Source organism: Micromonospora sp. NPDC007271 (assembly GCF_040634005.1).
In the GTDB taxonomy this organism is placed as follows: Bacteria; Actinomycetota; Actinomycetes; order Mycobacteriales; family Micromonosporaceae; genus Micromonospora.
The window spans coordinates 1-25536 of the sequence record NZ_JBEYER010000077.1 but is presented as its reverse complement, the minus strand read 5'-3'; the positions used below and the strand labels follow the sequence as shown (position 1 = coordinate 25536).

Below are 25536 nucleotides of genomic sequence, written 5' to 3'. Positions count from 1 at the left end.
ACAGAAATGGAGAGTCGTGCCAAGGCGATGGGCCACGGGATCCATCCCATCCTGATCGTGTTCCCGTTGGGGCTGCTCGCCACCGCGGTGATCTTCGACATCATCTACCTGGCCACCGACCGGGCAGGGTTCCAGATCTCCGCCGCGTACACGATGGGCATCGGCATCCTCGGTGGCCTGGTCGCCGGGCTGTTCGGCTTCATCGACTGGCGAGCCATCCCCGCCGGTACCCGCGCGAAGCGGGTCGGCGCCGCACACGGCCTCGGCAACGTGGTGGTGCTGGCACTGTTCGCGGCGAGCTGGTTCCAGCGGCTGGCCGCCACCAACTGGGAACCGCGCGCCGGGGCCCTGATCTGCAGCTTCGTCGGCCTCGTGCTCGCCGGGGTGACCGGCTGGCTCGGCGGTGAGCTGGTCGAGCGGCTCGGTATCAGCGTGAGCGACCAGGCGGGCGTGAACGCGCCGAGCTCGCTGCGCCGGTCCAGCGGCCGGGCGCGGGCCCGCGGCGCCTGAGCGGCCCGCCGGGCACCTCTCGGGCGGGCCCGTTCGGGGCCAGTGGGCGCCACGGCCACTGGCCCCGGGGCCGGCCCGCCGGCATCAGGTCCGACCCGCCTGTCGCCGGTTCCCGGCATGGCGGGCAGGATCAGAGGCATGGAGTTCTTCTGCTACCACCGTGACCGACGCGGCTCCGAGGCGTTGCGGTACGAATTGTTGGAAGAGCACTGGTCCTACATGGACCGGTATGCGGCGGAGATGATCGCGCGCGGCCCGACCTTCGCCGACGACGGTGGCACGCCCACTGGCAGCGTCCACATCCTCGACCTGCCCGGTCCCGCCGCCGCCCGCGCGTTCGCCTTCGACGAGCCCAACTACCAGGCCGGCGCGTACCGGGACGTGCTGCTGCGGCGGTGGCGCAACATGCTGGGGCGCACCATGTGGGACTTCCCCGGCGGCCGGACCGGCGGCAACCGGTACCTGGTGCTCGGCCTCGGCCCATCCCGGGCCGAGGCCGAGCACGCCGTGCCGCCAGACCGGGACGCGCTGATCGCGTACGGGCCGCTGCTGTCCGACGACGGCGCCAGCCGGGTGGGCACGGCGGCGCTGGTCCGGGCGTCGGACCCGGCCGAGGCGCGCGCGGTGCTGGCCCCGGAGCGGTACGCCGACGTCGAGGTGCACAACTGGGCGTTCGGCGGGCGGCCGTCCTGACCCCGATGGGCTTCGCCAAGCGGAGAGTGCGGGTGACCGGTCCTGGGTTGCACTCCTTGCCGGCGGCCTTCTCGCGGTCGTAGTAGGGCCCGGCTGGCCGGGCGGGAGCCTTCGACCATACTGGTCCGCCATGGACCTGGACGAGTATCAGCACGGCGCCCTCCGTACTGCCGCTCCACGTGACAAGAGGAACGAGCTGCTTCACCTGGTGCTCGGGCTGGTCGGTGAGTCGGGTGAGATCGCCGAGAAGTTCAAGAAGTGGGTCCGCGACCTCGACAGCGACGAGTCGCGGATCGACCGGGCCGACATCGCCAGGGAGCTCGGTGACGTGCTCTGGTACGTGGCGGTGCTCGCCGACTACCTCGACCTGTCGCTGGACGACATCGCGACGGCCAACCTGGCCAAGCTGGCCAGCCGCCAGGGCCGAGGCGTGCTGGGTGGCAGCGGCGACAACCGCTGAGCCAGGGGCTGGGACGGGGCGGTCATCACAGCCCGCCACCCCTTCTTCGAACAGATGTGCGAACATGGGTGCGTGTCGAGCGAGGCGACGATCCTGCACGCCGACCTGGATGCGTTCTACGCGTCGGTCGAGCAGCGCGACGATCCCCGGCTGCGTGGCCGCCCGGTGATCGTCGGCGGCGGGGTGGTGCTGGCGGCCAGCTACGAGGCGAAGGCGCGCGGGGTGCGCAGCGCGATGGGCGGGCGGGAGGCCCGAAGACTCTGCCCGGACGCGATCGTGGTGCCGCCGCGGATGGCCGCGTACACGGCGGCGAGTCGGGCCGTCTTCGAGATCTTCCGGCGGACCACCCCGCTGGTCGAAGGGCTCTCCATCGACGAGGCGTTTCTGGACGTCGGTGGGCTACGCCGGCTGGTCGGCCCGCCCGCCGACATCGCGGCCGGACTGCGCAGGAAGGTACGCGAGCACGTCGGCCTGCCGATCACGGTCGGCGTGGCCCGGACGAAGTTCCTGGCCAAGGTGGCCAGCGGGGTGGCCAAGCCGGACGGGCTGCTGGTCGTCGCACCGGAGCGGGAGCTGGCGTTCCTGCACCCGCTACCGGTGGAACGCCTGTGGGGCGTCGGGCCCGTCACCGCGATGAAGTTGCGCGACCGGGGCTTCCGCACAGTGGGGCAGGTGGCCCGGCTGGACGAGGCGACCCTGGTGTCGCTGGTCGGCGCAGCCGCCGGCCGGCACCTGCACGCCCTCGCCCGCAACCACGACCCCCGGCCGGTGCGGGTCGGGCGGCGACGGTCCTCGATGGGCGCCCAGCACGCGCTGAGCCGGCGGCCGCACTCCCCCGCGGAGTTGGACGCCGTCCTGGCCGGGCTGGTCGACCGGGTGACCGGGCGGTTGCGTGCGGCACGCCGCACCGGGCGGACGGTGACCCTGCGGCTACGCTTCGCCGACTACACCCGGGCGACCCGATCGCACACCCTCGGCAAGGCGACGGCCCAGACCCGGCCGCTGCTCGATGCCGTCCGCACGCTGCTGCGCGCGGCCCTGCCGGAGATCGAGTCCCGGGGCGTGACGCTGCTCGGGGTGTCCGTCGGCAACCTCGACAACGGGCACGTGCAGCTGACGCTGCCGTTCACCCGCGACCCGGGCGCGGAACTGGATGCGGCGGTGGACGCGGTCCGGGACCGGTTCGGCTCGACCGCGCTGACCCGGGCCGTGCTGCTCGGCCGGGATCCCGGCCTGGAGATGCCCCGCCTGCCCGACTGACCGCCCGGGTAGGGTCCGCGCCTGTCGATGTTCCGGGAACCGCAGGTGATCCTGTTCGGCGTGGAGGTCACCCGCGCCGCCGACTTCTACAGCAAGCTCGGGTTCACCGAGACCTTCCGGGTGCCGACCGAGGGCGAGCCGATCCACGTCGACCTGGCCCTCGACGGTTACCGCATCGGCGTCGCGTCGGTCGCGTCCACCCGGGCCGACCACGGCCTCGACGCCGTGCCGTCGGGCCAACGCGCGGCGGTCGTCCTGTGGACCGACGACACCGCCGCCGCGTACGCGAGGGTCCCTGCCGACGGCGCGCCCGCCCTGGCCGCTCCGCACGGTTGATGCCCTCGCGGCCCGGGGGTCGGTCCCGTGGCAGGCATGGCTGCGCGGGCTCTGGGCGGCCGTCCGCCCGGTCGATGTCCGGTGCGCGTGATCGCCGGGCCCACGTGGGGACCGGCGATCACTGCTGGTGCCGTCAGGCGATGCGGCGGATCCTGCGGATGGCGAGATAGAGCAGGAGCAGGGCGAGGACGACGAAGATGCCGGTCTCGATGCCCTGGAAGAGCCAGAACCGGCTTCCCGGTTGATAGAGCTGCCAGTTGTACGCGCCGGGCCCGAGGCCCAGCTCAGCGCCGCATGCCTCGCCGCTCGGCCCTCGGCTACCCGGCGGGCAGGCGATCTGACTGTCGGGCGCCACCATTGTCCCGTCGGCGTTGCGGACCCCGCTGGAGAGGACCCAGTCGCCACGGGACATCGGTCGGTCCGCCCCTTCTATCGGAAAGGTAAGGGTGCGGGCGGGTTGGTAGTGCGGCCTGGCCAGGATCGCCACCGCTGCCCGTACGCCGACGAATCCGACGAGGGTGACGGCCATGGCGGGCAGCATCCGGCGCCAGACCGTTCCGGCGAAGACGCCGAGCGCCACGGCGAAGAGGGTGTAGCCGATCGGAACGACACCCTGCAGGTCGAAGACGATGACGCCCATCCGGCCCTCGTGTGCGGCCTGGGTCAGCGGGCTGACCCACCACGACATGCCCAGCCCGTAGCCGACCGCGACGGCGACCGTGACCGCGCCGACCAGCCCGAACTTCACCAGCGCCCAGCGGGTGCGGCCGACGCCCTGGGTCCAGACGAAGCGGTGCGTGCCATGTTCCACCTCGCGGGCGACCAGCGGGGCACCCCAGAACAGGCCGACCAGCATCGGCAGGACGAGCAGCAGGACGGCCACCAGATTCAGGCTGCCGTACCGGTTCGTGAACTGGCGGAACGCCCCTTCACAGCTGCGTACGGTCTCCGGGGCCGCGTCGGTGTCGGCCAGCTGCCGTACGCAGTCGGGCAGGCCGAGGTCGACGAACGTGTGCCGCATCGACAGGCCGATCGGGACCATCAGGGCGGCGAGGGCGGCGAACCCGAGGAGGGTGAACAGGAGCTGTTTGCGGTGTTGCCGCCAGGTCAGCCAGATCATGCCGGCACCCCCCACTCGATGTGACTCGCTGCCGTGCCGCCGTCGGCCAGGTAGGCCAGGATGATGTCCTCCGGGCCGACCTCGCGCTCGGTCCAGGCGGGATCGTTGATCGCACTGTCGGTGCGGACCAGCAGCGTGGACTGCCGGTCGGTGTGGCTGGCCCGGACCACCGCAGCCACCCCGGCGGGTGACCTGCCGTCGTGTCGGGGGCCGACCAGTTGCCGGTGCTCGGCGACGAGGTCGTCGACCGAGCCGGAGATTTGCACCTGGGCGGACTGCAGCACGATCAGGTAGTCGCAGACCCGTTCCAGGTCGGCCAGCAGGTGGGAGGAGAGCAGGACGGTGGTGCCGGTGTCGGCGACGCTGCCCATCAGCGACTGGAGGAACTCCCGGCGGGCCAGCGGGTCCAGGCTGGCGACCGGCTCGTCGAGCAGCAGCAGCCGTGGCTGTTTGGCCAGCGCGAGCGCCAGCGCGACCTGGGCGCGTTGTCCACCGGACAGCTTGCCGACCGGGCGGTCGGGCGGGATGCCGAGCTGAGCCAGCCGGTTGCGGGCCAGAGCGCCGTCCCACCGTCGGTTCAGCCGCGCGCCCGCGGTGACCAGTTCGGCGGCGCTGAGGTCCCGGTACAGCGGGGTGTCCTGGGCGACGAAACCGATGTCCGCCAGGGTGTTCGTGTTGTCGTACGGTGATTGGCCGAAGACCCGCACGGCTCCGGCGTCCGGTCGCAGCAGGCCGACAGCCAGGTGCAGCAGGGTGCTCTTGCCCGCGCCGTTCGGGCCGACGAGGGCGGCGATCCGCCCGGCCGGCAGGCGCAGCGTACAGTCCCGCAACGCCCAGGTGTTGCCGTATCGCTTGCCTAACTGGTCGGCCTCCAGGACCACGTCCATCTTCTGTCCTCTCCTCCGCTCACGCGGGCTCCTTCTGCTGTGCTTCGTCGGCGAGGGCGGCTCGCATGGTGGTCTCCACGAGGGCGATCACGTCCTCGTGCGTGAGCCCCGCGGACCGGGCCCGGTGCAGCCAGGCCACCAGGTCCTCGCGCAGCTCGGCCTGGTTGGGTAGGGACGCGCCCGCCAGGGTGCGCTCCACGAACGTGCCGACCCCCGGTCGGCCGCCGACCAGTCCCTCGATCTCCAGTTCGCGATACGCCTTGAGCACGGTGTTCGGGTTGATCGCCAACGACTGTGCGACGTCGCGAACCTTTGGCAGCTGGTCGCCCGGCACCAGCAGGCCGACCCGCAGCGCCTGTTTCACCTGCTGCACCAGTTGCATGTAGGTGTTCACCTTCGACCGGCTGTCCAGCACAAACTCGATCACGCAGACGGTCCTCTCTATTGTCCTACGGCAGTAGGACTATGGGACAGCCTTGTCGCGATCGGAGCCACTGTCAAGGGCCCGCCACGGCGGGTCGCGCGACCGGGTGACATGCGGCCCGAGACCACCGGAGCGGTCGACCCGGGTACGCGCGGGCGATCCTCGGCGGCAGGCCGTACCCTGGCCTTCGTGGTGGCTTCGATCGACCGCGCCCAGGTGCTCGGCTTCCGCACGCGCGCCCAGCAGCTCGACCGCACCGCCGGCACGTTGGCCGACACCGCCGTACTCGACATCGGCGCACAGGACACCGGACCGGACGGCGGGCTGTGGGCGCTGCGTAACCGTGGTCTGGACGGCTCGGCGCTCGACGACCCTGATCTGGCCACGCTCTGGACCGTGCGCGGCGCTCCGCATCTCTACCGCCGCGAGGATCTGCCGCAGGTCGCCGCGGCCGTGGCGCCGTTCTCCGACGCCGACGCCGGCAAACGCATCTATGACGCCGCCAGGCCGTTGAAGGCGGCCGGCATCGGCAACCTCGCCGCGCTGGACGCCGTTGCCGCCGCCATGCGATCGGTGGTGGCCGCGCCGCTGGTCAAGGGCGAGGTGTCGGCCCGGCTCGCCGCCCTGATGGACGCTCCCTACCTGCGGCACTGCCGGCCGTGCGACGCCACCCACCTCTATGAGATGCCGTTCCGGCTCGCGGCGGTGCGCGCCGGGCTGGAACTGCGGGCCGGCACCTCCCCGCCGGTGCTGCAGCCCATCGCCGGTTTCCGGCCGGCGGCCCAGCCGTCGGCGCGGTTCGACCTGATCCGCGCCTACCTGCGGCTGCTCGGCCCGGCCACCCCCAAGCACGTCGCCGACTACCTCGACGCGCCGGTCAAGGACGTCAAGGCCCGGTGGCCGGCCGACGCCGTCGAGGTGTCGGTGGCCGGCGAGACCCGCTGGGTGCTGCCTGCCGACGCCGACCGGTTCGACGCGCCTCGCCCGCAACTGGTCCGGCTGCTCGGGCCGTTCGATCTGTTTTTGCAGGCAAAGGACCGCCCGCTGCTGGTCGACGACCCGGCCCGGGCCAAGGGTCTCTGGCCGGTGCTCGGCCGGCCCGGCGCGGTGCTCGACGGGGGTGAGGTCACCGGCACCTGGCGACCGCGCCAGTCCGGCGGCAAGCTGACCGTGCAGGTGCAGTTGTGGTCCGCGGCGGCCGCCCGCAGCCGGGCCGCCATCGGGGAGCAGGCCGAGCGGCTGGCCGCGCACCGGCAGGTCCGACTGGTCAAGGCGGACTTCGTCGGCTGACGCCAGGGCCGCACCCTGGTTTCCTCCGTGCTGATGGCGGGCTACGGGAAGCCCGATCGGTGGCAACACCGCCGGTCTTCATCAGCGTGTCCGCTGGTTCAGCTGTCACCAACGGCGAACCAGCCCTTCGGCAGGTAGGAAATCTTCCTCCCGGGTGTTGACTTTCGTCGATTTCCATCACAACAATCCTCATCTATATCGACATCTATCGCTGTCGATTACCGACGATGGGAGGAGGTACCCATGGCAGCTCTGCAAGGCGAGATGTCCTGGTTCTGCTGCGGCAGCGCCTGGGGTCCCTGCGGCACCGCGGGCGGGGGCGCCTGCGGCACCTGCAAATCCGGCAACTACCAGCACGCCTGGCCCAACGCCTCGGACGCATGCTTTTCCATCACCCGTCCGGACTCGTGCGGCATCAGCATGACCCGCCGCACCTGCGGCTTCCGGCACTACACCACCAACCCCTGCAGCGGCCAGCGGGTCGGCACCACGATCGCCGACTGCGGCCCGCAGACCGACCTGTGGTGCGGCGAGCGCAGTTGCTGCGGCGCGTCCTGCGGCACCAACCGGATCATCGACCTGACGCCCGCGGCGTACAGCGCCATCGCCAGTCTGTCCACCGGCCTGCGGCCGTGCTCGGTCGACATCGTCTGAAGGGGAGGGTGCCACGATGAGCCAGACTCTGAACCGCCGGCGGCTGCTCGCCACCGCCGCGCTCGGCGGCGTGGTCGGCGCCACCGGGCTCGGCTCGCTCGCCCCCGAGGCGGCCTTCGCCGCCGAGGCCGTGACCGTCGAGCCCGGCGCGCCGGACCCGAACTTCGCCGAGGGGCGGATCAGCAAGATCTCCGGCCACATGCTGCTGGTCACCGGCTCGGACACGGTGCTGCACTCGATCCGGGTCACCGACGGCACCAGCATCTGGAAGCTGCACCCGACCACCTTCGACCAGATGGCGGTCGGCGACGGCCTGTACGCCCGCGGCCTCCGCCTGCCCGACGGTACGCTCGCCGCCGACTCCATCTGGGTCAACATCGTCAACCTGCACGCGCACATCGCCTCGGTCGGCCGCAACGTGCTGCACCTCGACCACCAGGGCCGCCGGATCGTCGCGCACGTCGTGCCGGGCCGATCCGCCGCGGTCTACAACGGCACCCCGGCGGTCAGCGACATGTCGCTGCTGCGCGTCGGCCGGCACGTCCAGGTGCTCGGCGCCTGGCACCCGGACACCAACGAGATCAGCATCGCCACCGTCTACGCCGCCGCCTGACCGGCAGAGCCCGGGCGGTGCGTACCGCCCGGGCTCGGCCGGCCGGACAATCCGATGGGAGAACCCATGATCGAACTGATCGCGGCGCTGCAACCGCTGGTCGTCGGTGCGGTGCTGATCTGGTCCGCGCGGGTCAAACTGTTCAGCCGCCACGCCGCCGCAGCCGCCAACCGGTCGGCTCTCGTCCGGCTGCTCGGCCAACGCCGGGCGCTGCCCGCGTACCGGGTGCTCGGCGTCGTCGAGCTGACCCTCGGCACGCTGCTCCTGCTGCCGCCCACGCCGCGGCTGGAGGCGGTCGCCGCGACCGTGCTGGCCGTCGGCTTCCTCGGTTACCTGAGTTACGCCCGCCGGGCCGCGCCCACCTCCTCCTGCGGCTGCCTGAGCGCCCGTTCGGCCCCGGTCTCCGGCCGGAGCCTGGCCCGGGCCGCGCTGCTGGTGCTGGCGGGCGGACTGGCCGTCATCTCCCCCGGCGGCTGGCCGGCCGCGCTCTCGGCGCAACCGCTGGCCGGTGCCGCCGTGCTGCTCGTCGAGCTGGCGGCGGTGGTGGCGCTCTCGCCGGAGCTGGACGCCGCCTGGCTGCTGCCGCTGCGCCGGCTGCGCGCCCGGCTGACCCACCCGCTGCGCGGCGGCTCCGGCGTGCCGCTGCTCGCCACCGTGCAGCAGCTCCAGCTCAGCGACGCCTACCGGCGGGTCGCGCCGCTGCTCAGCTCCGACGTACGGGAGCACTGGGACGACGGTGACTGGCGCTTCGTCGAGCACACCGCCCGTTACCAGGGGCGCCCGGTGACCGCGGTATTCGCCGTGCCACTGGCCGGCCGGGAGCCCGACGCGGTACGGGTCGCCGTGGTCGACGACGCCACCGGGCAGACCCTGCTGACCCTGCCCGGTACGGCGCCGCCCGCCGGCCCCCGACTCGCCGTCGTCCCCGCCTGACAGCCGCGCGACGCCAGACACCCGAATCGGTCGCGCCGTCGGACCGGGCGGCCCGCATGGCCCCGCCCGGTCCGACGGCGCGTCCCCGGCCTCCGAGCACGGTTTGCGGACCGGGCACGAGCGGCAGCCGGGCCGCCGGCCATCGGCAACGGTACGGTCCCGGCATGACCACCGAAGCCCCGCCGCGGCGCGCGAACACCGGCACCCTCGACTACTACCTGCTGCACGCCGAGGCGGACGACGCCCGGCCGATCGGGCTGCTGGTCGAGGAGTTCCTCCTCGCCGACGACCTCTCCGCGACCCGGCTGCGCAGCGCCGGCTGGACCGCGGAGGCGTTCGCCGCCACCGGTCACCTTGGTGCCGGGGCACTGCCGACGGGCGATGGGTGGTGGAGTTCCGCCGCGTTCGCCCGGGCGGTCCGCACGGACCGGCACCTGCGCGCCCGCCTGGCGGCCACCGACCGCACCACCGCCGAGGCGACCTACCACCGGCTCGGCGGCGGCACGCTGCCCCGCGACGAGGCGCTGCGCGGCCACTTCCGCGACGACGTGCCGCTGGCGTCCGGGGCGCCGCTGCGGCTGGGCGCCGGCACCGACGTGCACCGGGTCCTCTTCGCCGGCGAGCTGGACGACCGCCGGCTGGCCAGCCTGAGCGCGCTGCTACGCCTGGCCGCCCCCGCCGGGACGCGACCCGGCGTGATCGGCACCGGGCGGCTGCGGGTCAACGACGCGAACGCCCGCTGGGACCTGCGCCGGGTCGGCGGCGCCTGGTGCATCGACGTGACGTCCACGCCGGCCGGCGGCGACGGGCTGCGCTGGCTGCTGCGCCAGCTCACCGAGGCGGCGCGCGGTCAGGGCCTGGTCCCCGTCACGATCGACCGCCTCTGCTGACGACGGCCACGCCGGCGCGGGCTGACGACGCCCCGCGGCGTCCTGGCGCGGGTACGCCCGACGGCGTCCTGGCGCGGGCTGGTGCGGGTGCGCCGGACGGCGCCCCGGGCGGGCTGGCGCAATCGTTCGGCCGGTCCGTCAGCCCGGCAGGCGGCGGAGCGCCAACAGGGCGATGTCGTCAGCCGGATGCTCGGCGTCGAGGGTGGCCATGACCGACGCGCAGACGGTCTCGACGGGAGCGTGCGGAACGGCGGCCATCAGCCGGGCGATGCCGGCGTCGAGCACCTCGCCGCGGCGTTCGACGAGCCCGTCGGTGTAGGAGACCAGGACCGCGCCGGGCGGGAAGTCGATCGCGGTGGTGTGCCGCTGCGGGGGCGGGCGGCCGGTGCCCAGCGGGGGATCGATGTGCGCGGCGAGCAGACCGTTGGGCCGGCCGGGTACGGCCAGCACCGGGCGGGGATGCCCGGCGAGGGAGACGTCCACGCGGGAGCCGTCCGGGGAGATCATCGCGTACAGCGCGGTGGTCAGGCTGCCGGCCTCGAAGTGGACCACCTTGCGGTCGAGGAGAGCCAGCGCCTCCGCGGGGTCGTCGCAGACCAGGGCGTACGCCCGCAGGGCGCTGCGGATCCGGCCCATCACGACCGCGGACTGCAGCCCGTGGCCCGAGACGTCACCGACGACCACGCCCAGCGCGCCGGAGGGAAGGGTGAAGACGTCGTACCAGTCCCCGCCGACGCCGGAGGCGTGACCCGGCACGTACCGGGCGGCCATCTCGAGACCGGGCACCTCGGGCAGTTCGGTGGGGATCAGGCTTCGTTGCAGGGCCAGGGCGGCGGCCTGGTCCAGGGTGTTCGCGCGCGACCGGCTGGCCAGGCCGACCCGGTCCGCGACCAGCTCCAGCAGGCGGACATCGTCGGGGGTGAACCGGCGCGGGGAGAGGGTGCCGACGTGCAGGACACCGACGAGGTCGCCGCGGGCCATGATCGGCACGCCCAGCAGGGACTGGACACCGACCTCCAGCAGGACCGGGTTGACCACACGGTCCGCGGTGACCTGCTCGAGGACCACGGGCCGCCGGGTGAGGGCGATCTGACCGGCGAACCCCCGACCGACGGAGATCCGGAACCTGCGGCGTACCTCCTCCTCGAGCCCCTTGGCGGCGGTGGCCACGAGCTGCCGGGAGGCCACGTCGAGCAGGAGGATGGCGGCCGTGTCGACCTGCAACAGGTCGCGGACCCGGTCGAGCAGTTCGTCGAACAGGTCGGCTACGTCGAGCCGTGACAGCGTGGCGTCGGTAACCGCCTCGATGCGGCGCAACCGCTGCTCGTCTGTGCTCTCCGCGCTGACCACTCCCGGATCTTAGTTGCCTCGCCGCACGTTTTCCCTGCGCCGTTCAGTTGGGAGCAAGCAACCGGCGGAACCGTGATCTTTGCCCGCAGCTGCCACGATAGCGCCTGAACCAGGCGCGAAGGCGTAGCCGGTGTGACGAGGCCAGCCCTCACTCCTCGATCGCGGCACCCACCCGGCGCAGGTGATCCCGGAACGTCAACGACGGCTGATCCTCCCGAGCGGCCAGATACGCCCCGAACCCCACCTGCACCCGCAGCGGCTCGCCGGCCCGGATCCGGTCGGCCTGCCGCCGCTCGACGTCCCGGATGGACTCGGCGAGGTCGAACAGCTCGCCAGTCCGGTCGGCCGGCACGAACAGCACGCCGTCCTCGTCGGCCAGGGCCACGTCGGCGGCGCCGACCCGCCACTCCCCCACCTCGGCCGAGAGCAACGCGTCCGCCGGACGGGCATCGAGCCGCCGCGGCCCGGTCGGCGTGGTACCGAGGCTGAACACCGGCAGCCCGACCGCCCGGATGTCCACGCTGTCGCGGTGCAGGCCCCAGACCACCACCCCGGCCAGCCCCGCCGCCTGCGCCTCCAGCACCACCAGGTCGCCGACGCACGCCTCGTCGGTGCGTCCCGCGTTGTCGACCACCAGCACGTCGCCGGGCGCGGCCCGGTCGATCGCCTCGAGGAAGATGTCGACGCTGCCGACGTGCCGGGCCGGGCGCACCCGCCCGGCCGCCCGCCCGCCGGCCACCACCGGCCCCAACCCGGCGGGGGCGCAGCGCACCGCAACGCCAACCCGCAGGCAGGCGTCGGCGACGTGGGCGGTGGTCAGCGCGGCGAACCGCCGGCGCAAGCTGTCCGGATCCATGCTCATGACGGCGACGCTAACCGGCCGGGCCGGGCCGTGGCAGGGGCCAGTTTCCGCTCCGTGGCCTGCCGGCCGGCGTGAGCCGGATTCGCTCGGCAGCCGGGCCGAGCGCTCGGGCCGTCAGGTCGGCCGGGCGCACCCGGCTCAGCGACGGAAGGTCCGGTCGAGCAGGTCGAACAGGGCGGACCAGTGGCGCTCGTCGGCCCGCGCGTCGTACATCGGCGTGTCGGACTGGCTGTAGCCGTGCGGGGCGCCGGCGTACACCTCGGAGCGGTAGGCGACGCCGGCCGCGTCCAGGGCCTGCTCCAGCGTGGCGATCTGCTCGGCGGTCATCGACGGGTCCTGGTCGGCGTGGCCGAAGTACAGCTCGCCGGTGACCGCGCCGACGGCCAGGTGCGGACTGTCCGGGGCGTCGGTGACCAACCGCCCGGCGTGGAAGGCCGCCGCCGCCGCGATCCGGTCCGGGTGCGCCTCGACGGCCCGCAGGGCGTTCATCCCGCCCATGCAGTAACCGACGATCGCGGCCGGTCCGGCCGCGACGCCCGGCTGCCCGGCCAGGAAGTCCAGGTAGGCGGCGGCGTCCCGGGCCACCACCGCCGGAGTCAGGGCCTGCATCATCGGGCGCAACTGCTCGAACAGCGCCCCACGCCGGTCCGCGTCCGCGATCGCCGACAGGTCGATCAGCGGCGCCCGGCCCGACCGGTGGAAGAGGTTCGGCACCAGCACGACGTAGCCACGGGCGGCGAGCCGCTCGGCCATCGCCGCCACCGCCGTCCGCAGCCCGAACGCGTCGGTGAAGACCAGGACCCCCGGGAAGGGCCCGTCCCCGTCCGGCCGGACGAGGTACGCGTCGGCCACGCCGTCGCCGGTCGGCACGTCCACGGTCGTCGTCTGCACTGCGCGCCTCCTCGCTGGTCGTTCCGGGATGCACGCTACCCCCGGCCTCGAAGCCCGGAACGCGGCCCTTCCCGTCGGTGCGACACCCGGGCATCCTGGATGGATGGGAGAGGCGCTACCGACGCCCGGTTCGGCGACACCTCCACAATTGACGCGGGACGGGCAGCGACCGTCGGCTACCGTCCAGCCAGGAGCAGGAAAGGGAGGGGCGATGCTCACCGTCTCACCGCACACCATCCGCCACCACGCCACCCGCGCCACGCTCGGGACGGCGCTCCTCGTGGCCGCCGGCCTGGCCGTACCGGTCGGCCCGGCGGCGGCCGGTCCGGTCACCGGCGCGCCCACCGCCGTCACGGTCGCCGCCACCGCCAGCCAGCCGGTCCTGCGGCAGGGCGCCAAGGGCGCGGCGGTGACCACCCTGCAACGCCGCCTCACCGCGCTGCACTACGACGTCGGGGGCGTCGACGGCGTCTTCGGGTCGTCGACCTTCCACGCGGTCGTCGCCTTCCAGAAGGTGAACGGCCTCACCCGCGACGGCATCGTCGGGTCGCGCACCTGGGCGGCGCTGGACCGCCCCGTCGTGCCCAAGCCGAAGTACACCCACCCCGGCTACTCCGTCGAGGCCGACCTGACCAAGCAGGTCCTGTACCTGGCCCGCGCCGGGTCGGTGGTGCGCATCCTCGACGCCTCCAGCGGCAAGGCCAGCACACCGACCCCGACCGGCAACTACACCGTCCAACGGCGCATCGACGGCTGGCGGCAGAGCGACCTCGGTCTGCTGTGGCGACCGAACTACTTCTACCGCGGGTACGCGGTGCACGGTGCCACCTCGGTGCCGAACTACCCGGCCAGCCACGGCTGCGTGCGGGTGCCCGTCCCGGCCATGAACCGGCTCTGGTCGACCATCCGGATCGGCACCCCGGTGCACATCTACCGCTGACGTCCCGCCCACCGGCGGCCTCCAGGGTCATCCTCGGAGGCCGCCGCCCGTAACACCACCGGGATGTGGATCCGGCCGGGTCTGGTCCGGCTGCTCGTGCTGCTGGCGGCGGGAGTGTTCCTGGCGGTGGCGCTGGCCATCCGCGTCCTCGCCGACGGACGACTCGAGCAGTACTCGGGCACCGCCCGCTACGCCGCCATGGTGTACGCCGGGGTGCTGTTCGTGGGTCCGCGGCTGCGCCCGCTGCCGGCCGGGGCGGCGGCGACCATCTTCTGCTGGGCCGTGGAGTGCTGCCAGCTCACCGGCGTGCCGGCGGCGTTGTCGGCGCGCAGCCTGCTGACCCGGCTGGTGCTGGGTGTGCGGTTCGACCCGGTCGACCTGCTCTGGTATCCGGTCGGCGTGGTGCCGCTGGTGGCACTGCACCACCTGCTGGCCGCGCGCCGCGCCCGGGAGGTGCCGTTTGAGGAGGCGGTGGCGGGGAAATCCCGGGCAGCCATCCGAGAGAGGGGCCTTGCAGGTGGACGACAACCAGTTCATCGGCCTGGTGGCCACCCGTACGGGGACGTCGTCGGAGCAGGCGACGGCGCTCGTCCGGGCCACGCTGACCACCCTGGCGGAGCGGATTGACGGCGGCGAGGCGCGAGACCTGGCCGGCCAGCTTCCACGGGGTCTGCGGCCGTACGCTTTCGCCTCCGGGGAGACCGCCGAGCGGTTCGGGCTCGACGTCTTCGTCGAGCGGGTCAGCGGACGCGCCGACATCGATGTGACAGCGGCGAAGGACGGGGTGACGGCGGTGTTCGACGTGCTCCGCGAGGCCCTCCCGCCCGACGGGTACGACGACGTCGTCTCGCAGCTTCCGGCAGAGTACGGCGAGGTGGCCGACCTGACCGCCCCCTTCGTCGAGCGTACGCGCTGAGCACGGCCGTCGGGGGGAGAGCCGTGAGCACCGATCGGGGCGATCAGGCCGATCCGCTGGGCCGGCCGCCGGACGCCGACGCGCAGGAGCAGCAGCAGGACGAGACCGTGGTCGGGCCGCCGGACGAGGTGTCGGACGCGGTGCCGGAGGCGTCCGAGGCGGATCTGGCGGAGCAGGGTGTCCTGGTGCCGCCGAGCGACGCGGCCGGCCTGGGCAGCTCGGTGCGCGCCGACCTCACCGCGGCCGACGCCCTGGAGCAGAACCAGGAGGTTCCGGTGCCCGACGAGGATCGCCGGGACTGAGGCCGACCGAACGGCCGGCCCGCCGGTCGGGTGACCGGCGGGCCGGTGTCGGGTCAGTGCGCGGCGACGGCGACCGCGGCCGGTTCGACCTCAGCCAGCCGGGCGGGCCGGACGACCACGAGCAGGACGGCCAGCGCGGTGACCATGCCGCCGGCGACCACCGTGGCCATCGCCACGCTGCCGGTGCCGAGCACGCCGACCAGCGGCGCGGCCAACGCGCCGACGCCGAACTGCACCGCGCCGAGCAGCGCCGCCGCGGTGCCGGCCGCCTCACCGTGCCGGGACAGCGCAAGGGCGGGTGCGTTCGGCATGGCGAGCCCGGCCGCGGCGAGCACCACCCACAGCGTGGCCAGGATGGCGGCGAGGCCGCCGAAGCCGGTGGCGGCGACGGCGAGCAGCGCGGCGCCGGCCGCGGTGCCCACACCCAGCGCGGTGACGAGGATCCGTTGCGGCGAGTACCGGCGCAGCAGCCGCACGTTGAGCTGGGTGGCCGTGATCAGGCCGACGGCGCCGGCGCCGAAGGCGAGCCCGAACTGCTGCTCGTCGAGCCCGTACCGCTGCTGGAAGACGAACGACGACCCGGCCACGTACGCGAAGAGCGCCGCCATGGCGAGCCCGGTGACCAGCACCAGGCCGACGAACGTCCGGTCCCGTAGCAGCGTGCCGTAGTCCCGCAGGGTGGCGGTCACGCCGCCGCGGCGGCGCCGCTCGGGCGGCAGGGTCTCGCGGAGCCCGAAGGCCGCGACGGTGACCAGCAGGACGCCGAAGACGGCGAGGGCCACGAACACGCCCCGCCAGTCCGACCAGCGCAGCAGCCCGCTGCCGAGGGTGGGGGCCAGGATCGGGGCGACGCCCATCACCAGCATCAGGCGGGAGAAGAGCTTGGCGAAGGCGGCGCCGCTGAACAGGTCGCGGACGACCGCGGTCGCCACCACGGCGCTGGCCGCGACGCCCAGGCCCTGCAGCACCCGCAGGGCACCGACCGTGCCGATGTCCGGCGCGACCACGCAGAGCACGGACGCCACGACGTGCACCCCGATTCCGGCGAGCAGCGGCTTGCGCCGGCCCACCGCGTCGGACAGTGGGCCGATCAGCAGTTGGCCGAGGGCGAGGCCGGCGAGGGTGCCGGTCAGGGTCAGCTGGACGGCCGCCGACGTGGTGTGCAGGTCGGTGGTGATGGCCGGGAGGGCGGGCAGATACATGTCGATGGTCAACGGCCCGATGGCGATCAGCGAGCCGAGGACGAGGACGAGCCGCAGCCGTTGCCCGGTGCTCATCAGGTCACCGGTCAGCTCGGGCGGCGTGGGAGTCTTGATCGTTTCGACGGTCGCGGTCATGCGGTCACGCCCGTCCGTAGGCGGGCGGAGAACTGAGCGGCAGTCACACCGCCACCAAATCACCGGGCGGCCGATCTCATTCCCGCTCGCCCGGATGGTGCCTCAGCTCACACCGCCCTGAACCCCCGGGCCGCGCCGATCGTTGAAACCCCGTACCGACCGCGAGCCAGCAGTGGAGGACCCGGTGTCGGACTACCCGAAGGCGATCACCCCGGTCGACCACGTCGAGCCCGTGCCCCGCCGGATCCGCGCGTTCCTCGCCGCCGAGCCGGTGCTGGACACCACCCGGGCCCGGTACGTGTGGGAGTGGCCGTTCTATCCGCAGTACTACATCCCGAGTTCCGACGTGCGGCGTGACCTGCTGGTCGACGAGGGGCGCACGGAGCCGTCACGGCGCGGCACGGCCCGGCTGCACGGGCTGCGGGTCGGCGAGACCATCCGCCCCTCCTGCGCGCGGTGGTACGGGGACGACGCGGCGCCCGGGCTGGCGGACACGATCCGGTTCGACTGGGCCGCCCTGGACGGCTGGTTCGAGGAGGACGAGGAGGTGTTCGTCCATCCCCGGAACCCGTACGCCCGGGTCGACGCGCTGCGGTCCTCGCGCAGCGTACGGGTGGAGCTGGCGGGGACGGTGCTGGCCGAGTCGACGTCGCCGGTGCTGGTCTTCGAGACCGGCCTGCCGACCCGCTACTACCTCGACCGCACCGACGTGGACTTCCGGCACCTCGTCCCGTCGGACACCACGACCTCCTGCCCGTACAAGGGCCGGACCAGCGGCTACTGGTCGGTTCGCGTCGACGGCACGGTGCACCCGGACCTGGCCTGGTCGTACCGCTTCCCCACCGCGGCACTCCTGCCGATCGCCGGCCTGGTCGCCTTCTACAACGAGAAGGTCGACCTGATCGTCGACGGGGAGCGGCTGGCCCGGCCGCGTACCCACTTCTCTTGACCCCGGCGCGCGGGTTCGTCGAGGCGGCCGGAACCCACTGCCGGGCGTCTTTTAGCATGTCAGGCCGGCCGCAGCCGCCCGTTCGGCTCGACGCGACCAACCCCCGCGTGGGGGACGTGGTGACCACGGTCCGGGCCTACCCGCCGGATCCCGGCCGGGTACGCAGCCTCGCCGGACGGGCGGCGGCCCGGCTGGGGTGAGCGCGGGCCGGCTCGACCGGTCCGCCCGTTGACCAGCACCGCATGCCCCTCGAGGGCTGCTCCGACCGAGGTCAGCGACCGGCAGGCCCACGTCCCAGGGCCCGTGCCGCGTTGTCGGTGGCCACCTGCCGGGCGTAGTCCCCGCCCAGGTGGGCCACCGTGGCGAACGGGTCGTCGGTGCCCATCGGGAACGGCCAGTCGCTGCCGAGCACCAGCCGGTCCGCGCCGAAGACCGACACCGCCAGGTCGACCACGGCCGGGTCGTGGGCGAGGTTGTCGACGTAGAGCGTGCGCACCGCCTCGGCCGGGGTGGGCGACAGCGCGGGTACGCCCGGCCGGGTGGTGGTGTGCCCGCGCTCCCAGCGGCCGACCACCGCTGGCACGCACCCGCCACAGTGCACCAGCACGAACCGGATCCCCGGGTACGCGCCGAGCACCCCACCGAAGACGAGCTGGGCCACCGCCACCGTCGTCTCGACCGGATTACCCAGCAGGTTGGCCAGGTAGTAGGGCTCCAGCCGGGGGTCGGGCGAGTGCGCGGGGTGCAGTTGCACGGTGCGCCGGTCCGCGTCGAGGCGCTGCCACAGCGGGCGCAGCGCCGGGCCGTCCAGCGGTCCGGCGTCTCCACCGGCGGCGCCGACCACCCCGGCCCAGCGCTCGTCGGCGGCGAGTCGGTCGTACTCGGTGAGCGCCACCTCGGGGTGTTCGAACGGCAGGTACGCCAGCGGGGTGAGCCGGGGCCGGCCGGCGACCACAGCGAGCAGGCCGTCGTTGACGGCACGGACCCATGCCGCCGCCTCCGGTCCGGACAGCCGCTGGCGGTAGAAGGGCGGCGGCACGCTGACGATCGCCTCGTTCAGCCCAGCCTGGTCCAGGTGCTTCTCGAGCCGGTCCGGGTGGTACAGGTCGGCCGGGCCGATCCGGGTGCCGTTGAGAAGAGTCGCGCCGTCACCGTCGACCGAGACCCCGGGGAGGTCGGCCGGGCGCAGGTCGGGGGCGAGGTGGGCGTGCATGTCGATGCCGGGCACGGGACTTCCTTAATGGTTGGTCCGACCGGCGGTCGCGATGGGACGTGCCGACGGTACGGGACGGTGACTGGGGTGGCCGCCCAGGGCGGCGGGCGGCCCGTCGGGCGAGAGTCGCCCTGCCCGGGAGGGCGGCGCCAGGCCGGCTCGCGGGGTGCGACGGCGCGGTGACGCCGGTGGTCAGCTGCCGGAAGGCAGGCGCCCCGGCTCCCGGGCCGTGGGCGGCGCCGCGGCGTCGGAGTCCATCTTGCCGATCACCCGGTCGGCGGCCCGCCGGATGTGGACCTGAACGGCGGCTACCGCCGCTGCCACGTCCCCCGCCGCACAGGCGTCGAGGATGGCGCGGTGCTCCCGGACCCGCTCCTCGTTCTGCCCGGCCGGGGTGACCGTGGCGAACCGGTACCGCTCGCTGTTCTCCCAGACGGGCTCCAGACCGCGCAGCAACCAGCGCGATCCGGCCGCCCGGTAGATGGTGAAGTGGAAATCGGTGTGCGCGCGGCGGGCCGCCGTGGCGTCGCCGCGCGCGGAAGCGGCGATGTGCTCGTCGAGTGCCGCCTCGGCACGCCGGGCGTCCTCGGCGGTGAACCGGGTCGCCGCCCGCTCGATCAGTGCCGTCTCCATGGCGATCCGGGCCTCGTGGGTGTCGACCGCGTCCTCGATCGTCAGCGGCATGACCCAGGCGCCCTTGTGCTGGACCACCTCGACCAGGCCGAGCGCGGCGAGCCGCCGGATCGACTCCCGGACCGGGCTCATGCTCATACCGAGCAGGTCGGCCATCTCGTTGAGCCGCAGCGGAGTGCCGGCCGGCAGTCGACCGGTGAGGATCGCCTCGTGCAGGATCGCGGTCGCCGAGTCGGCGAGGGTGCGGTGCTGCCCGTCGGCTCCACCCCCGGCACCGGCCCGGCCGCCATCACCGGCGTCACTCGGGACAGTTCTACGATGGGTTGTTGCCACGGTGTGCCTCCGGATAGAGCCGCTGGCGGCCGGCGCGCCCTGGAATGGTATCGATTTCGTCACTGTGGATGGTGCGGGGCGGTGCCACACTGCGCCGCCCCGCACCCGTCGCGGGATCAGTGCAGCTTCGTGAGCCGCACTCGGTTGCGCAGCTCACCGAGCCCTGCCACCCGGGTCACCACCAGGTCGCCGTCGTTCAGGAACACCTGCGGATCACGGGCGTTTCCGATGCCGCTCGGCGTTCCGGTGAGCACCACGTCGCCGGCCCGCAGGGTCATCCCCCAGCTCAGTTCGGCGATGATACGAGCGAAGGGAAAAGCCATCTGCGCGGTCGAGGCGTCCTGGAGCAGCACGCCGTTCACCTCGCACTGGATCCGCAGGTTCGCCGGGTCCGGCACCTCGTCCACGGTGGTCAACCACGGTCCGAGCGGCATGGTCGCGTCGATGCTCTTGCCCTTGAGCCACTGACCGCCGTGCGCGCGTTGCAGGTCGCGCTGCGACACGTCGTTGGCGACGCAGAACGCCGCCACGTACGACATCGCCTCCCCCTCGCTCACCGAGCGGCAGTCCGCACCGATGACCAGTGCCACCTCCGCCTCGTAGTCCCACTTCGCGGAGACCTGCGGGTCGTAGGCGATGTCGTCGTACGGGCCGACGACCGTGTCCGGACCCTTGGTGAAGAAGGTCGGGTGCCTGGGGGTTTCCGCCGGATCCTGCCCCTCCCGCTTGCCGCGTGACTCCTCGAAGTGGTCCCAGTAGTTCCAGCCGGTGCAGAGGATGTCCCGGTTGAACCGACGCAGCGGCGCGTCGAGCCGGACCTCGGCCAACGGCACCGCCGTGACCTGCCGCGCGGCGGCGCGGACCGCGTCCAACGCGGCCGGGCCACCACGGATCGCCTCGTCGAGGCCGCCGAGCTCGCCGGGGAGCACCGCGACGGTGTCGCCGGTGACCACCCCGATCCGTCGGCCGGCTGCGGTGACCACGCTGGCGAGCTTCATCAGGCGTCTCCCTCGTCGTCGATCACACCGATCGCGTTGATCTCGATCAGGTAGTCCTTGTTGACGAACTTGGCGACCTCCACCATCGTCGAGGCCGGCGGCTCACCGGTGAAGTACTGCCGGCGTACCTCGTGGATGGCGTGGAAGTCCTCCATGTTGCGGACGTAGACGTCCACTCGCACGATGTCCTCCAGCGACCCGCCGGCGGCGGTCATCGCGGCGCGCAGGTTCTGGCAGACCTGGTGGGTCTGGGCGACGATGTCACCGACGCCGGTGATCCCGCCCTCCCGGTTGCGGGCGGTCATGCCGGACACGAACACCATCCGGCCCCGCGCCCTGATCTGCGTGGCCTGGGCGAAGTGACCGTTCGGGACGGCCAGCTCGGGGGAGACGATCTGCTGCTTGGGCATGGTTGCCTTCTCTTTTCTTTCGAGGGGTCGAGCTAGCGGGCGTCGGCCGGGTCGGTGTACCACTCGGGCTGCGTCGGGTAGTGCGGCCCGTCGTAGATCTCCAGCAGGACGCTCTCCTCCTCGGCCAGGGTCGGCCCGTGCAGGCTGCCCTTCGGGTTCCAGTAGAAGGAGCCGGGGGTGAGGGTCAGCCCGGTCGGTACGTAGGTGTACCGGCCGCTGAGGCAGAACATGAACTGGTTGGACGCGTGCGAGTGGCGCAGCGGGATGCCGGCGCCCTGCTGGAACCGGACCAGCGAGATGGACGCCTCGGTCTCCTCGTTGCGCCACAGCGCCTTGTGCGAGAGCCCGGCCAGCGTCTTGTCCGCCCAGTCCAGTTCGTCGGTCTGAAGCAGGATCTCGCGGAACCGGGCCAGCACCAGGCCGTCCGGGCCGGGCACCAACTGCTCCCGGGACCGGTCGGCCGCCTCGCCGCCGTAGTTCGAGGGCTCGGAGAGGTTGTTGGCCCACTCCTGCGGCTCCACCCCGTCCGGTACCGGCGGGGCCGGTACCAGCGCGGGGGGCTGGTCACTCATCGGTCGCCCTGACCGGCCACGAGGTTCTCCCCCAGGCACTTCAGCTCGATCAGCCGGCTGCGGTAGCGGCTCGTCCCGTGGTTGGTGAGCATGTGCACCTCACCCGGCTCGCGGTAGACCACGCCGCCGACGGCCTCGTGCACCAGGCGGGGGTCGCCACCGGTGAGCGCGTCGATCCGGTTGTCGGCCGCCTCCAGCGCGATGACCAGGTACGGGTTCAGGTGGTGGTGCCATGGCTGCTGCTCACCGGGCTCCAGGGTGATCTCCCAGACCCGCACCTGGTCGTTCTCGAAGACCACCTCCTGGCCGACGGCGCCGAGCTCGACCTGGGTTCCATCCGGGGCGGTCGCGTGTCCGTAGTTACTCATTGTCATCCCTTTCGCAGACGAGGGTGTGGTCAGGCAGGTCCGGCAGGGGGCCGGCATCCGGTGATCCCGGCGTAGAGTTCAGCGGCCGTGTCGACGCCGGAGACCGGATCGAACGCGACGATCGCCGCCACGTGTCCGTCGGGGCGGATCAGCACCACCGTGTCGTCGGCGACCCCGAACCGGCGCCGCACCCGGTCACCGGGGTCGAACAGGGCCCGGTCGCGCAGTCCGGAGTCGTGCGGGGCGTCCCACCGGCTCACCACGTAGTGGCGCAGCGCGGGCGAGTTCTGCGGCGGCAACGCCGGCACCCGGCGCGGGTCGGTGAAGTAGAGCGCGACGAAGGAGTCGGCGGCCAGATCGTGCAGGTACACCGTGCCGGTCTGGCCGAACAACGGCAGGTCGGGGCTGCGCGCCCCGGCCAGCACGGGCAGCGGCTGGTCACCGGCGGCGACCATGGACCAGTCGCCGGTGCCGTCCACGTCCAGGCGGACTCCGAGCATGGCGCGGGTGAACGCGTTGCCCCAGTTGCCGTCCGTCATCACGCCCGGGTCGTCGGCGCGCCGGGCCATGTAGGCGCGGGCCGCCGCGGCCATCGCCGCGGACCCCTTGGTGGCAACCGGTTGCTGCTCCACCTGGTACCCGTCGAGCAGGCTCGGCTCGGCCCAGCCGCGCAGCACCCAGGCCATCCGCCAGGGCAGGTTGGAGGCGTCCAGGACCCCGGTGTTCAGGCCCAGTGCCCACATCGGAGTGATCAGGTGCGCGGCGTCGCCGAGCAGGAACACCCGCCCGTCCTGCCACCGGTCGGCCACCCGCTGGTGGACGTTGTAGACGTTGGTGCCGACGATCTCCAGGGTCTTGGTGTCCCCGATGAACCGGCGGGCCTTCTCGGCCAACTCCTCCCGGCTCGGCTCGGCCTGCCCGGCCGGCAGCGGGTAGAGGAAGCGCCAGCAGTGCGGCTGGCGGACCAGGATCATCCACTCCTGCGGGTCGCCGAAGTAGGCCAGGTACGGGTAGCCGCGCGGGTTCTCCACGTCCAGGTCGACCTTCAGGTCGACCAGCATGTACCGCTCCTGGTACGTCTCACCCTCGACCACCGCGCCGATCTGGTCGCGTACGGTGGAGCGGCCTCCGTCGCAGCCCAGCAGGTAGCGCACCGGAACGGTCCGCTCCCCCGCCTCGGTGCGCAGCCGCAGTTCCACCCGGTCGGGGTGCTGGGTGAAGTCGAGCAACCGGTGCCCCATGTGCAGCGCGCCGGGAGCGATCGCCGCCAACCGCTGCCGCAGGATCGGTTCCAGCTCGTGCTGCGGAATGTTGATGACGAACGGGAAGCGGGTGTCCTCGGTCAGGTCACCGGTGCGGACGCTGAGCGTCTGGGTGTTGGTGGCCCGGTCCAGCTCGCCGATCTCGTCGATGCGCAACGACCCGGCGAGGACGTCGTTCAGCGCGCCGTACCGGTGCAGCACCTCCAGGGTACGGGTGAGGACGGTGCCGGCCTTGGTGTCCAGCGACAGCCGCTCGTCCTCCTCGAAGAGGACCACCGGCACGCCGTAGTGGGCCAGGCCCAACGCGGTGATCAGGCCGACCGGCCCGGCACCGACGATGCCCACCGGCAACTGCTCGGGCGTGCTGCTCATTTCGTCTCGCTCCTCGGGTAGGCACGGTCCCGGGTAAGGGTGGAACCGGTCATGGCGGCGGCGGGTGAGAGCAGGAACATCAGCGGACCGACGACGTCGGCCGGGGTGCCGATGCCGGTGGCCCGCTCCCAGTGCTCCCGTTCCCCGCCGGTCGGGTTGGCCTGGCGGAACTGCGGGGTGTCCACCACGCCGGGAAAGACGATGTTCACCCGGATCCGGTGCTCCGCGACCTCGGCGGCCAACGATTTGGCGAACGGGATCAGGGCCCCCTTGCTCGCCGCGTACGCCGACGCCTGCGCCCGGCCGGCGGTGGCCAGGCCCGACGCGAAGACCAGGATGGTGCCCGACCGGCGGGCGATCATGTCCGGCAGGACCGCCTGCGCACACCAGACCACCCCGTCGAGGTTCACCGCCAGCGTGCGGCGCCACTGCTCGGGGTCCATGTCAACCACGTCGCACCGGGGCTGCACCGCCGCGCCCGCCACCAGGGCGTCGATCCGGCCGTGCTCGGCGAGCACTCGGGCCGTCGCCGCTCGCACGGCGTCCCGGTCGGAGACATCCACCAGGTGCTCCCGTACCCGCCCGCTGGGATGCGGCTGTCCCGAGGTCACGTCGAACACCACGGCGGTCCCCCCGGCGTCCGCGTACGCGTGGGCGAGTGCGGCGCCGATCCCGTTGGCGCCGCCGGTGACGACGAGGACCTCGCCGGTGGCGTCGAAACTGGCCTCCATGCCTTCCTTCCTCCTTCGTTGGACCGGGCGGGGTCAGCCGACGTTGACCGGTGGCGGGAGCGCCACGCCCAGCGCGTCGGCGATCTCCACCAGCCCGGCGAAGACCGACGGCTGGAGCGCGACCCCGTCGCGCAGCGCCCGGTCGTACCGGCCGGCTTCGATGTCACCGGGCAGGTGGACCTGCTCCGCGCCGGGTGCCAGCGCGGAGGCGAGCACCTGGCCGGCCAGGTCGTCCACCCGGCGGGCCAGCACCTCCGCGTCCTCGGTGAACGCCTCGGCGTCGAGGGCGAGGAAGAAGTGCGCGCAGTCGTTCGGCACCGACACGTCGGCGTAGAGGCCCTGCACTCCCTGGCCGTACGCTCCGCCGGACAGCACCCCGGTGAGTACATCGATCATGAAAGCGAGACCGTACCCCTTGTGGGCGCCGGACGGCAGCAGCAGGCCCTTGATCGCGGCGGCCGGATCGGTGGTGGGCCGCCCCTGCGCGTCGGTCGCCCAGGTCGGCGGGATCTCCCTGCCCTCACCGGCGGCCAGCCGGATCTTGCCGAGCGCGGCCTCGGAGAGCGCCACGTCGAGGATCACCGGCTTGCCGTCCGCCCGTGGTACGCCCACCGCGAGCGGGTTGTTGCCGACCACGGCGGACGCGCCACCCGGGGCGGGCATCAGCGGGCGGGTGTTGGCCGCGGCGATGCCGATGCAGCCGTTGCGCGCGGCGAGGTCGACGTACCGGAACGCCCCGCCGAAGTGGAACGCCCGGCGGACGGTGACCACACCGGCCCCGTAGGTACGCGCCTTCTCCACCGCCAGCCGCATCGCCTGGTCACCGGTGAGCTGGCCCAGCGCGTGGCCGGCGTCGAGCACCGCGATGGCGCCCTTGTCCCGGACCACCTCGGCGCGTTCGGCCCGGCTGACCGAGCCGGCCTTGATCCGGTCGACGTACATCGGCAACAGCATCACGCCGTGCGAGGGGATCCCACGCCTGTCGGCGTCCACCAGGGAGCCGGCGACCAGGCCCGCCGCGTCCGCG

31 protein-coding genes are annotated in these 25536 nt (G+C 73.1%); 15 read left to right on the top strand and 16 right to left on the bottom strand.

Annotation, left to right across the window (positions count from 1 at the left end; translation table 11 throughout):
- Positions 1 to 6 precede the first annotated feature (6 nt).
- The 5 genes from ABZ570_RS24525 (at position 7) to ABZ570_RS24505 (ending at position 3259) form a co-directional block, all read left to right on the top strand.
- A complete protein-coding gene (locus ABZ570_RS24525; RefSeq protein WP_358067994.1) occupies positions 7 to 510 on the top strand; it encodes a DUF2231 domain-containing protein in 504 nt (167 codons plus the stop codon).
- 138 nt (positions 511 to 648) lie between these two features.
- Positions 649 to 1203, top strand: a complete 555-nt coding sequence (locus tag ABZ570_RS24520; RefSeq protein ID WP_358067991.1) for a YciI family protein — start codon at positions 649 to 651, stop codon at positions 1201 to 1203.
- Positions 1204 to 1333: 130 nt separating this feature from the next.
- The gene (locus tag ABZ570_RS24515; RefSeq protein ID WP_358067988.1) at positions 1334 to 1663 is read left to right on the top strand and encodes a nucleoside triphosphate pyrophosphohydrolase family protein; all 330 of its coding nucleotides are present in this window, start codon (positions 1334 to 1336) and stop codon (positions 1661 to 1663) included.
- 72 nt (positions 1664 to 1735) lie between these two features.
- Positions 1736 to 2923: a DNA polymerase IV gene (gene dinB, locus ABZ570_RS24510; RefSeq protein WP_358067985.1), complete on the top strand. Its 1188-nt coding sequence runs from the start codon at positions 1736 to 1738 to the stop codon at positions 2921 to 2923.
- Between the two features lie 27 nt (positions 2924 to 2950).
- Entirely contained in the window at positions 2951 to 3259 is a 309-nt protein-coding gene (locus ABZ570_RS24505) for a VOC family protein (protein WP_358067982.1), read from the top strand.
- 133 nt (positions 3260 to 3392) lie between these two features.
- Here the strand turns inward: ABZ570_RS24505 and ABZ570_RS24500 are convergent, their stop codons facing one another.
- The 3 genes from ABZ570_RS24500 to ABZ570_RS24490 are packed head-to-tail and all read right to left on the bottom strand — an operon-like array spanning position 3393 to position 5693.
- Positions 3393 to 4379, bottom strand: coding sequence for a transporter (locus ABZ570_RS24500; RefSeq protein ID WP_358067979.1), 987 nt, complete (start codon positions 4377 to 4379; stop codon positions 3393 to 3395).
- Complete coding sequence (locus ABZ570_RS24495) at positions 4376 to 5266, bottom strand: ABC transporter ATP-binding protein (protein WP_358067976.1); 891 nt, start codon at positions 5264 to 5266, stop codon at positions 4376 to 4378. The genes ABZ570_RS24500 and ABZ570_RS24495 overlap by 4 nt, the downstream gene beginning before the upstream one ends.
- Before the next feature lie 19 nt (positions 5267 to 5285).
- On the bottom strand, positions 5286 to 5693 hold the full coding sequence (locus ABZ570_RS24490; RefSeq protein WP_358067973.1) for a GntR family transcriptional regulator: 408 nt from the start codon (positions 5691 to 5693) through the stop codon (positions 5286 to 5288).
- Positions 5694 to 5879: 186 nt separating this feature from the next.
- Between ABZ570_RS24490 and ABZ570_RS24485 the strand changes: the two genes are divergently transcribed.
- The 5 genes from ABZ570_RS24485 (at position 5880) to ABZ570_RS24465 (ending at position 10070) form a co-directional block, all read left to right on the top strand.
- Positions 5880 to 6980: a crosslink repair DNA glycosylase YcaQ family protein gene (locus ABZ570_RS24485; protein ID WP_358067970.1), complete on the top strand. Its 1101-nt coding sequence runs from the start codon at positions 5880 to 5882 to the stop codon at positions 6978 to 6980.
- A gap of 243 nt (positions 6981 to 7223) precedes the next feature.
- Entirely contained in the window at positions 7224 to 7634 is a 411-nt protein-coding gene (locus tag ABZ570_RS24480; protein ID WP_358067967.1) for a hypothetical protein, read from the top strand.
- 16 nt (positions 7635 to 7650) lie between these two features.
- Entirely contained in the window at positions 7651 to 8247 is a 597-nt protein-coding gene (locus ABZ570_RS24475) for a cell wall protein (protein WP_358067964.1), read from the top strand.
- 66 nt (positions 8248 to 8313) lie between these two features.
- A complete protein-coding gene (locus tag ABZ570_RS24470; protein WP_358067961.1) occupies positions 8314 to 9180 on the top strand; it encodes a MauE/DoxX family redox-associated membrane protein in 867 nt (288 codons plus the stop codon).
- Between the two features lie 164 nt (positions 9181 to 9344).
- Positions 9345 to 10070 carry a hypothetical protein gene (locus ABZ570_RS24465; protein ID WP_358067958.1) on the top strand — a complete coding sequence of 242 codons (726 nt, stop codon included), beginning with the start codon at positions 9345 to 9347 and terminating at the stop codon, positions 10068 to 10070.
- Between the two features lie 138 nt (positions 10071 to 10208).
- Here the strand turns inward: ABZ570_RS24465 and ABZ570_RS24460 are convergent, their stop codons facing one another.
- The 3 genes from ABZ570_RS24460 to ABZ570_RS24450 all read right to left on the bottom strand — a co-directional run bounded on the left by ABZ570_RS24460 (position 10209) and on the right by ABZ570_RS24450 (position 13173).
- A complete protein-coding gene (locus tag ABZ570_RS24460; RefSeq protein ID WP_358067955.1) occupies positions 10209 to 11420 on the bottom strand; it encodes a GAF domain-containing SpoIIE family protein phosphatase in 1212 nt (403 codons plus the stop codon).
- A gap of 148 nt (positions 11421 to 11568) precedes the next feature.
- The gene (locus ABZ570_RS24455) at positions 11569 to 12282 is read right to left on the bottom strand and encodes an RraA family protein (RefSeq protein WP_358067952.1); all 714 of its coding nucleotides are present in this window, start codon (positions 12280 to 12282) and stop codon (positions 11569 to 11571) included.
- A gap of 138 nt (positions 12283 to 12420) precedes the next feature.
- Complete coding sequence (locus ABZ570_RS24450; RefSeq protein WP_358067949.1) at positions 12421 to 13173, bottom strand: dienelactone hydrolase family protein; 753 nt, start codon at positions 13171 to 13173, stop codon at positions 12421 to 12423.
- Between the two features lie 211 nt (positions 13174 to 13384).
- Here ABZ570_RS24450 and ABZ570_RS24445 point away from each other — a divergent pair, with 211 nt between their 5' ends.
- The 4 genes from ABZ570_RS24445 to ABZ570_RS24430 all read left to right on the top strand — a co-directional run bounded on the left by ABZ570_RS24445 (position 13385) and on the right by ABZ570_RS24430 (position 15331).
- Positions 13385 to 14113, top strand: coding sequence for a L,D-transpeptidase family protein (locus ABZ570_RS24445; protein WP_358067946.1), 729 nt, complete (start codon positions 13385 to 13387; stop codon positions 14111 to 14113).
- A gap of 63 nt (positions 14114 to 14176) precedes the next feature.
- A complete protein-coding gene (locus ABZ570_RS24440) occupies positions 14177 to 14740 on the top strand; it encodes a DUF2809 domain-containing protein (protein WP_358067943.1) in 564 nt (187 codons plus the stop codon).
- Positions 14658 to 15029 (top strand): DUF2267 domain-containing protein, encoded by a 372-nt coding sequence (locus ABZ570_RS24435; protein WP_358067940.1) that lies wholly within the window; start codon positions 14658 to 14660, stop codon positions 15027 to 15029. The genes ABZ570_RS24440 and ABZ570_RS24435 overlap by 83 nt, the downstream gene beginning before the upstream one ends.
- Before the next feature lie 23 nt (positions 15030 to 15052).
- Positions 15053 to 15331, top strand: coding sequence for a hypothetical protein (locus ABZ570_RS24430; protein WP_358067937.1), 279 nt, complete (start codon positions 15053 to 15055; stop codon positions 15329 to 15331).
- A gap of 53 nt (positions 15332 to 15384) precedes the next feature.
- Here the strand turns inward: ABZ570_RS24430 and ABZ570_RS24425 are convergent, their stop codons facing one another.
- Positions 15385 to 16668 (bottom strand): multidrug effflux MFS transporter, encoded by a 1284-nt coding sequence (locus ABZ570_RS24425; RefSeq protein ID WP_358067934.1) that lies wholly within the window; start codon positions 16666 to 16668, stop codon positions 15385 to 15387.
- Between the two features lie 184 nt (positions 16669 to 16852).
- Here ABZ570_RS24425 and ABZ570_RS24420 point away from each other — a divergent pair, with 184 nt between their 5' ends.
- Positions 16853 to 17617, top strand: coding sequence for a DUF427 domain-containing protein (locus tag ABZ570_RS24420; RefSeq protein ID WP_358067931.1), 765 nt, complete (start codon positions 16853 to 16855; stop codon positions 17615 to 17617).
- A 271-nt stretch (positions 17618 to 17888) separates the two neighbouring features.
- On the opposite strand, the gene ABZ570_RS24415 is transcribed toward ABZ570_RS24420, so the two are convergent.
- The 9 genes from ABZ570_RS24415 to ABZ570_RS24375 all read right to left on the bottom strand — a co-directional run.
- On the bottom strand, positions 17889 to 18845 hold the full coding sequence (locus tag ABZ570_RS24415) for an amidohydrolase family protein (RefSeq protein ID WP_358067928.1): 957 nt from the start codon (positions 18843 to 18845) through the stop codon (positions 17889 to 17891).
- 177 nt (positions 18846 to 19022) lie between these two features.
- On the bottom strand, positions 19023 to 19796 hold the full coding sequence (locus ABZ570_RS24410; protein WP_358067925.1) for a GntR family transcriptional regulator: 774 nt from the start codon (positions 19794 to 19796) through the stop codon (positions 19023 to 19025).
- A 116-nt stretch (positions 19797 to 19912) separates the two neighbouring features.
- Complete coding sequence (locus ABZ570_RS24405) at positions 19913 to 20794, bottom strand: fumarylacetoacetate hydrolase family protein (RefSeq protein ID WP_358067922.1); 882 nt, start codon at positions 20792 to 20794, stop codon at positions 19913 to 19915.
- Positions 20794 to 21204, bottom strand: coding sequence for a RidA family protein (locus tag ABZ570_RS24400; protein ID WP_358067919.1), 411 nt, complete (start codon positions 21202 to 21204; stop codon positions 20794 to 20796). Before ABZ570_RS24400 ends, ABZ570_RS24405 begins: the two co-directional genes overlap by 1 nt.
- A 32-nt stretch (positions 21205 to 21236) precedes the next feature.
- Positions 21237 to 21776 carry a hypothetical protein gene (locus ABZ570_RS24395; RefSeq protein ID WP_358067916.1) on the bottom strand — a complete coding sequence of 180 codons (540 nt, stop codon included), beginning with the start codon at positions 21774 to 21776 and terminating at the stop codon, positions 21237 to 21239.
- Entirely contained in the window at positions 21773 to 22144 is a 372-nt protein-coding gene (locus ABZ570_RS24390) for a cupin (RefSeq protein WP_358067913.1), read from the bottom strand. Before ABZ570_RS24390 ends, ABZ570_RS24395 begins: the two co-directional genes overlap by 4 nt.
- A gap of 29 nt (positions 22145 to 22173) precedes the next feature.
- Positions 22174 to 23778, bottom strand: coding sequence for an FAD-dependent monooxygenase (locus ABZ570_RS24385; RefSeq protein ID WP_358067910.1), 1605 nt, complete (start codon positions 23776 to 23778; stop codon positions 22174 to 22176).
- A complete protein-coding gene (locus ABZ570_RS24380) occupies positions 23775 to 24509 on the bottom strand; it encodes an SDR family oxidoreductase (RefSeq protein ID WP_358067907.1) in 735 nt (244 codons plus the stop codon). The genes ABZ570_RS24385 and ABZ570_RS24380 overlap by 4 nt, the downstream gene beginning before the upstream one ends.
- A gap of 33 nt (positions 24510 to 24542) precedes the next feature.
- A partial coding sequence (locus tag ABZ570_RS24375) for an Ldh family oxidoreductase (RefSeq protein WP_358067904.1) occupies positions 24543 to 25536 on the bottom strand: 994 nt, incomplete at its 5' end.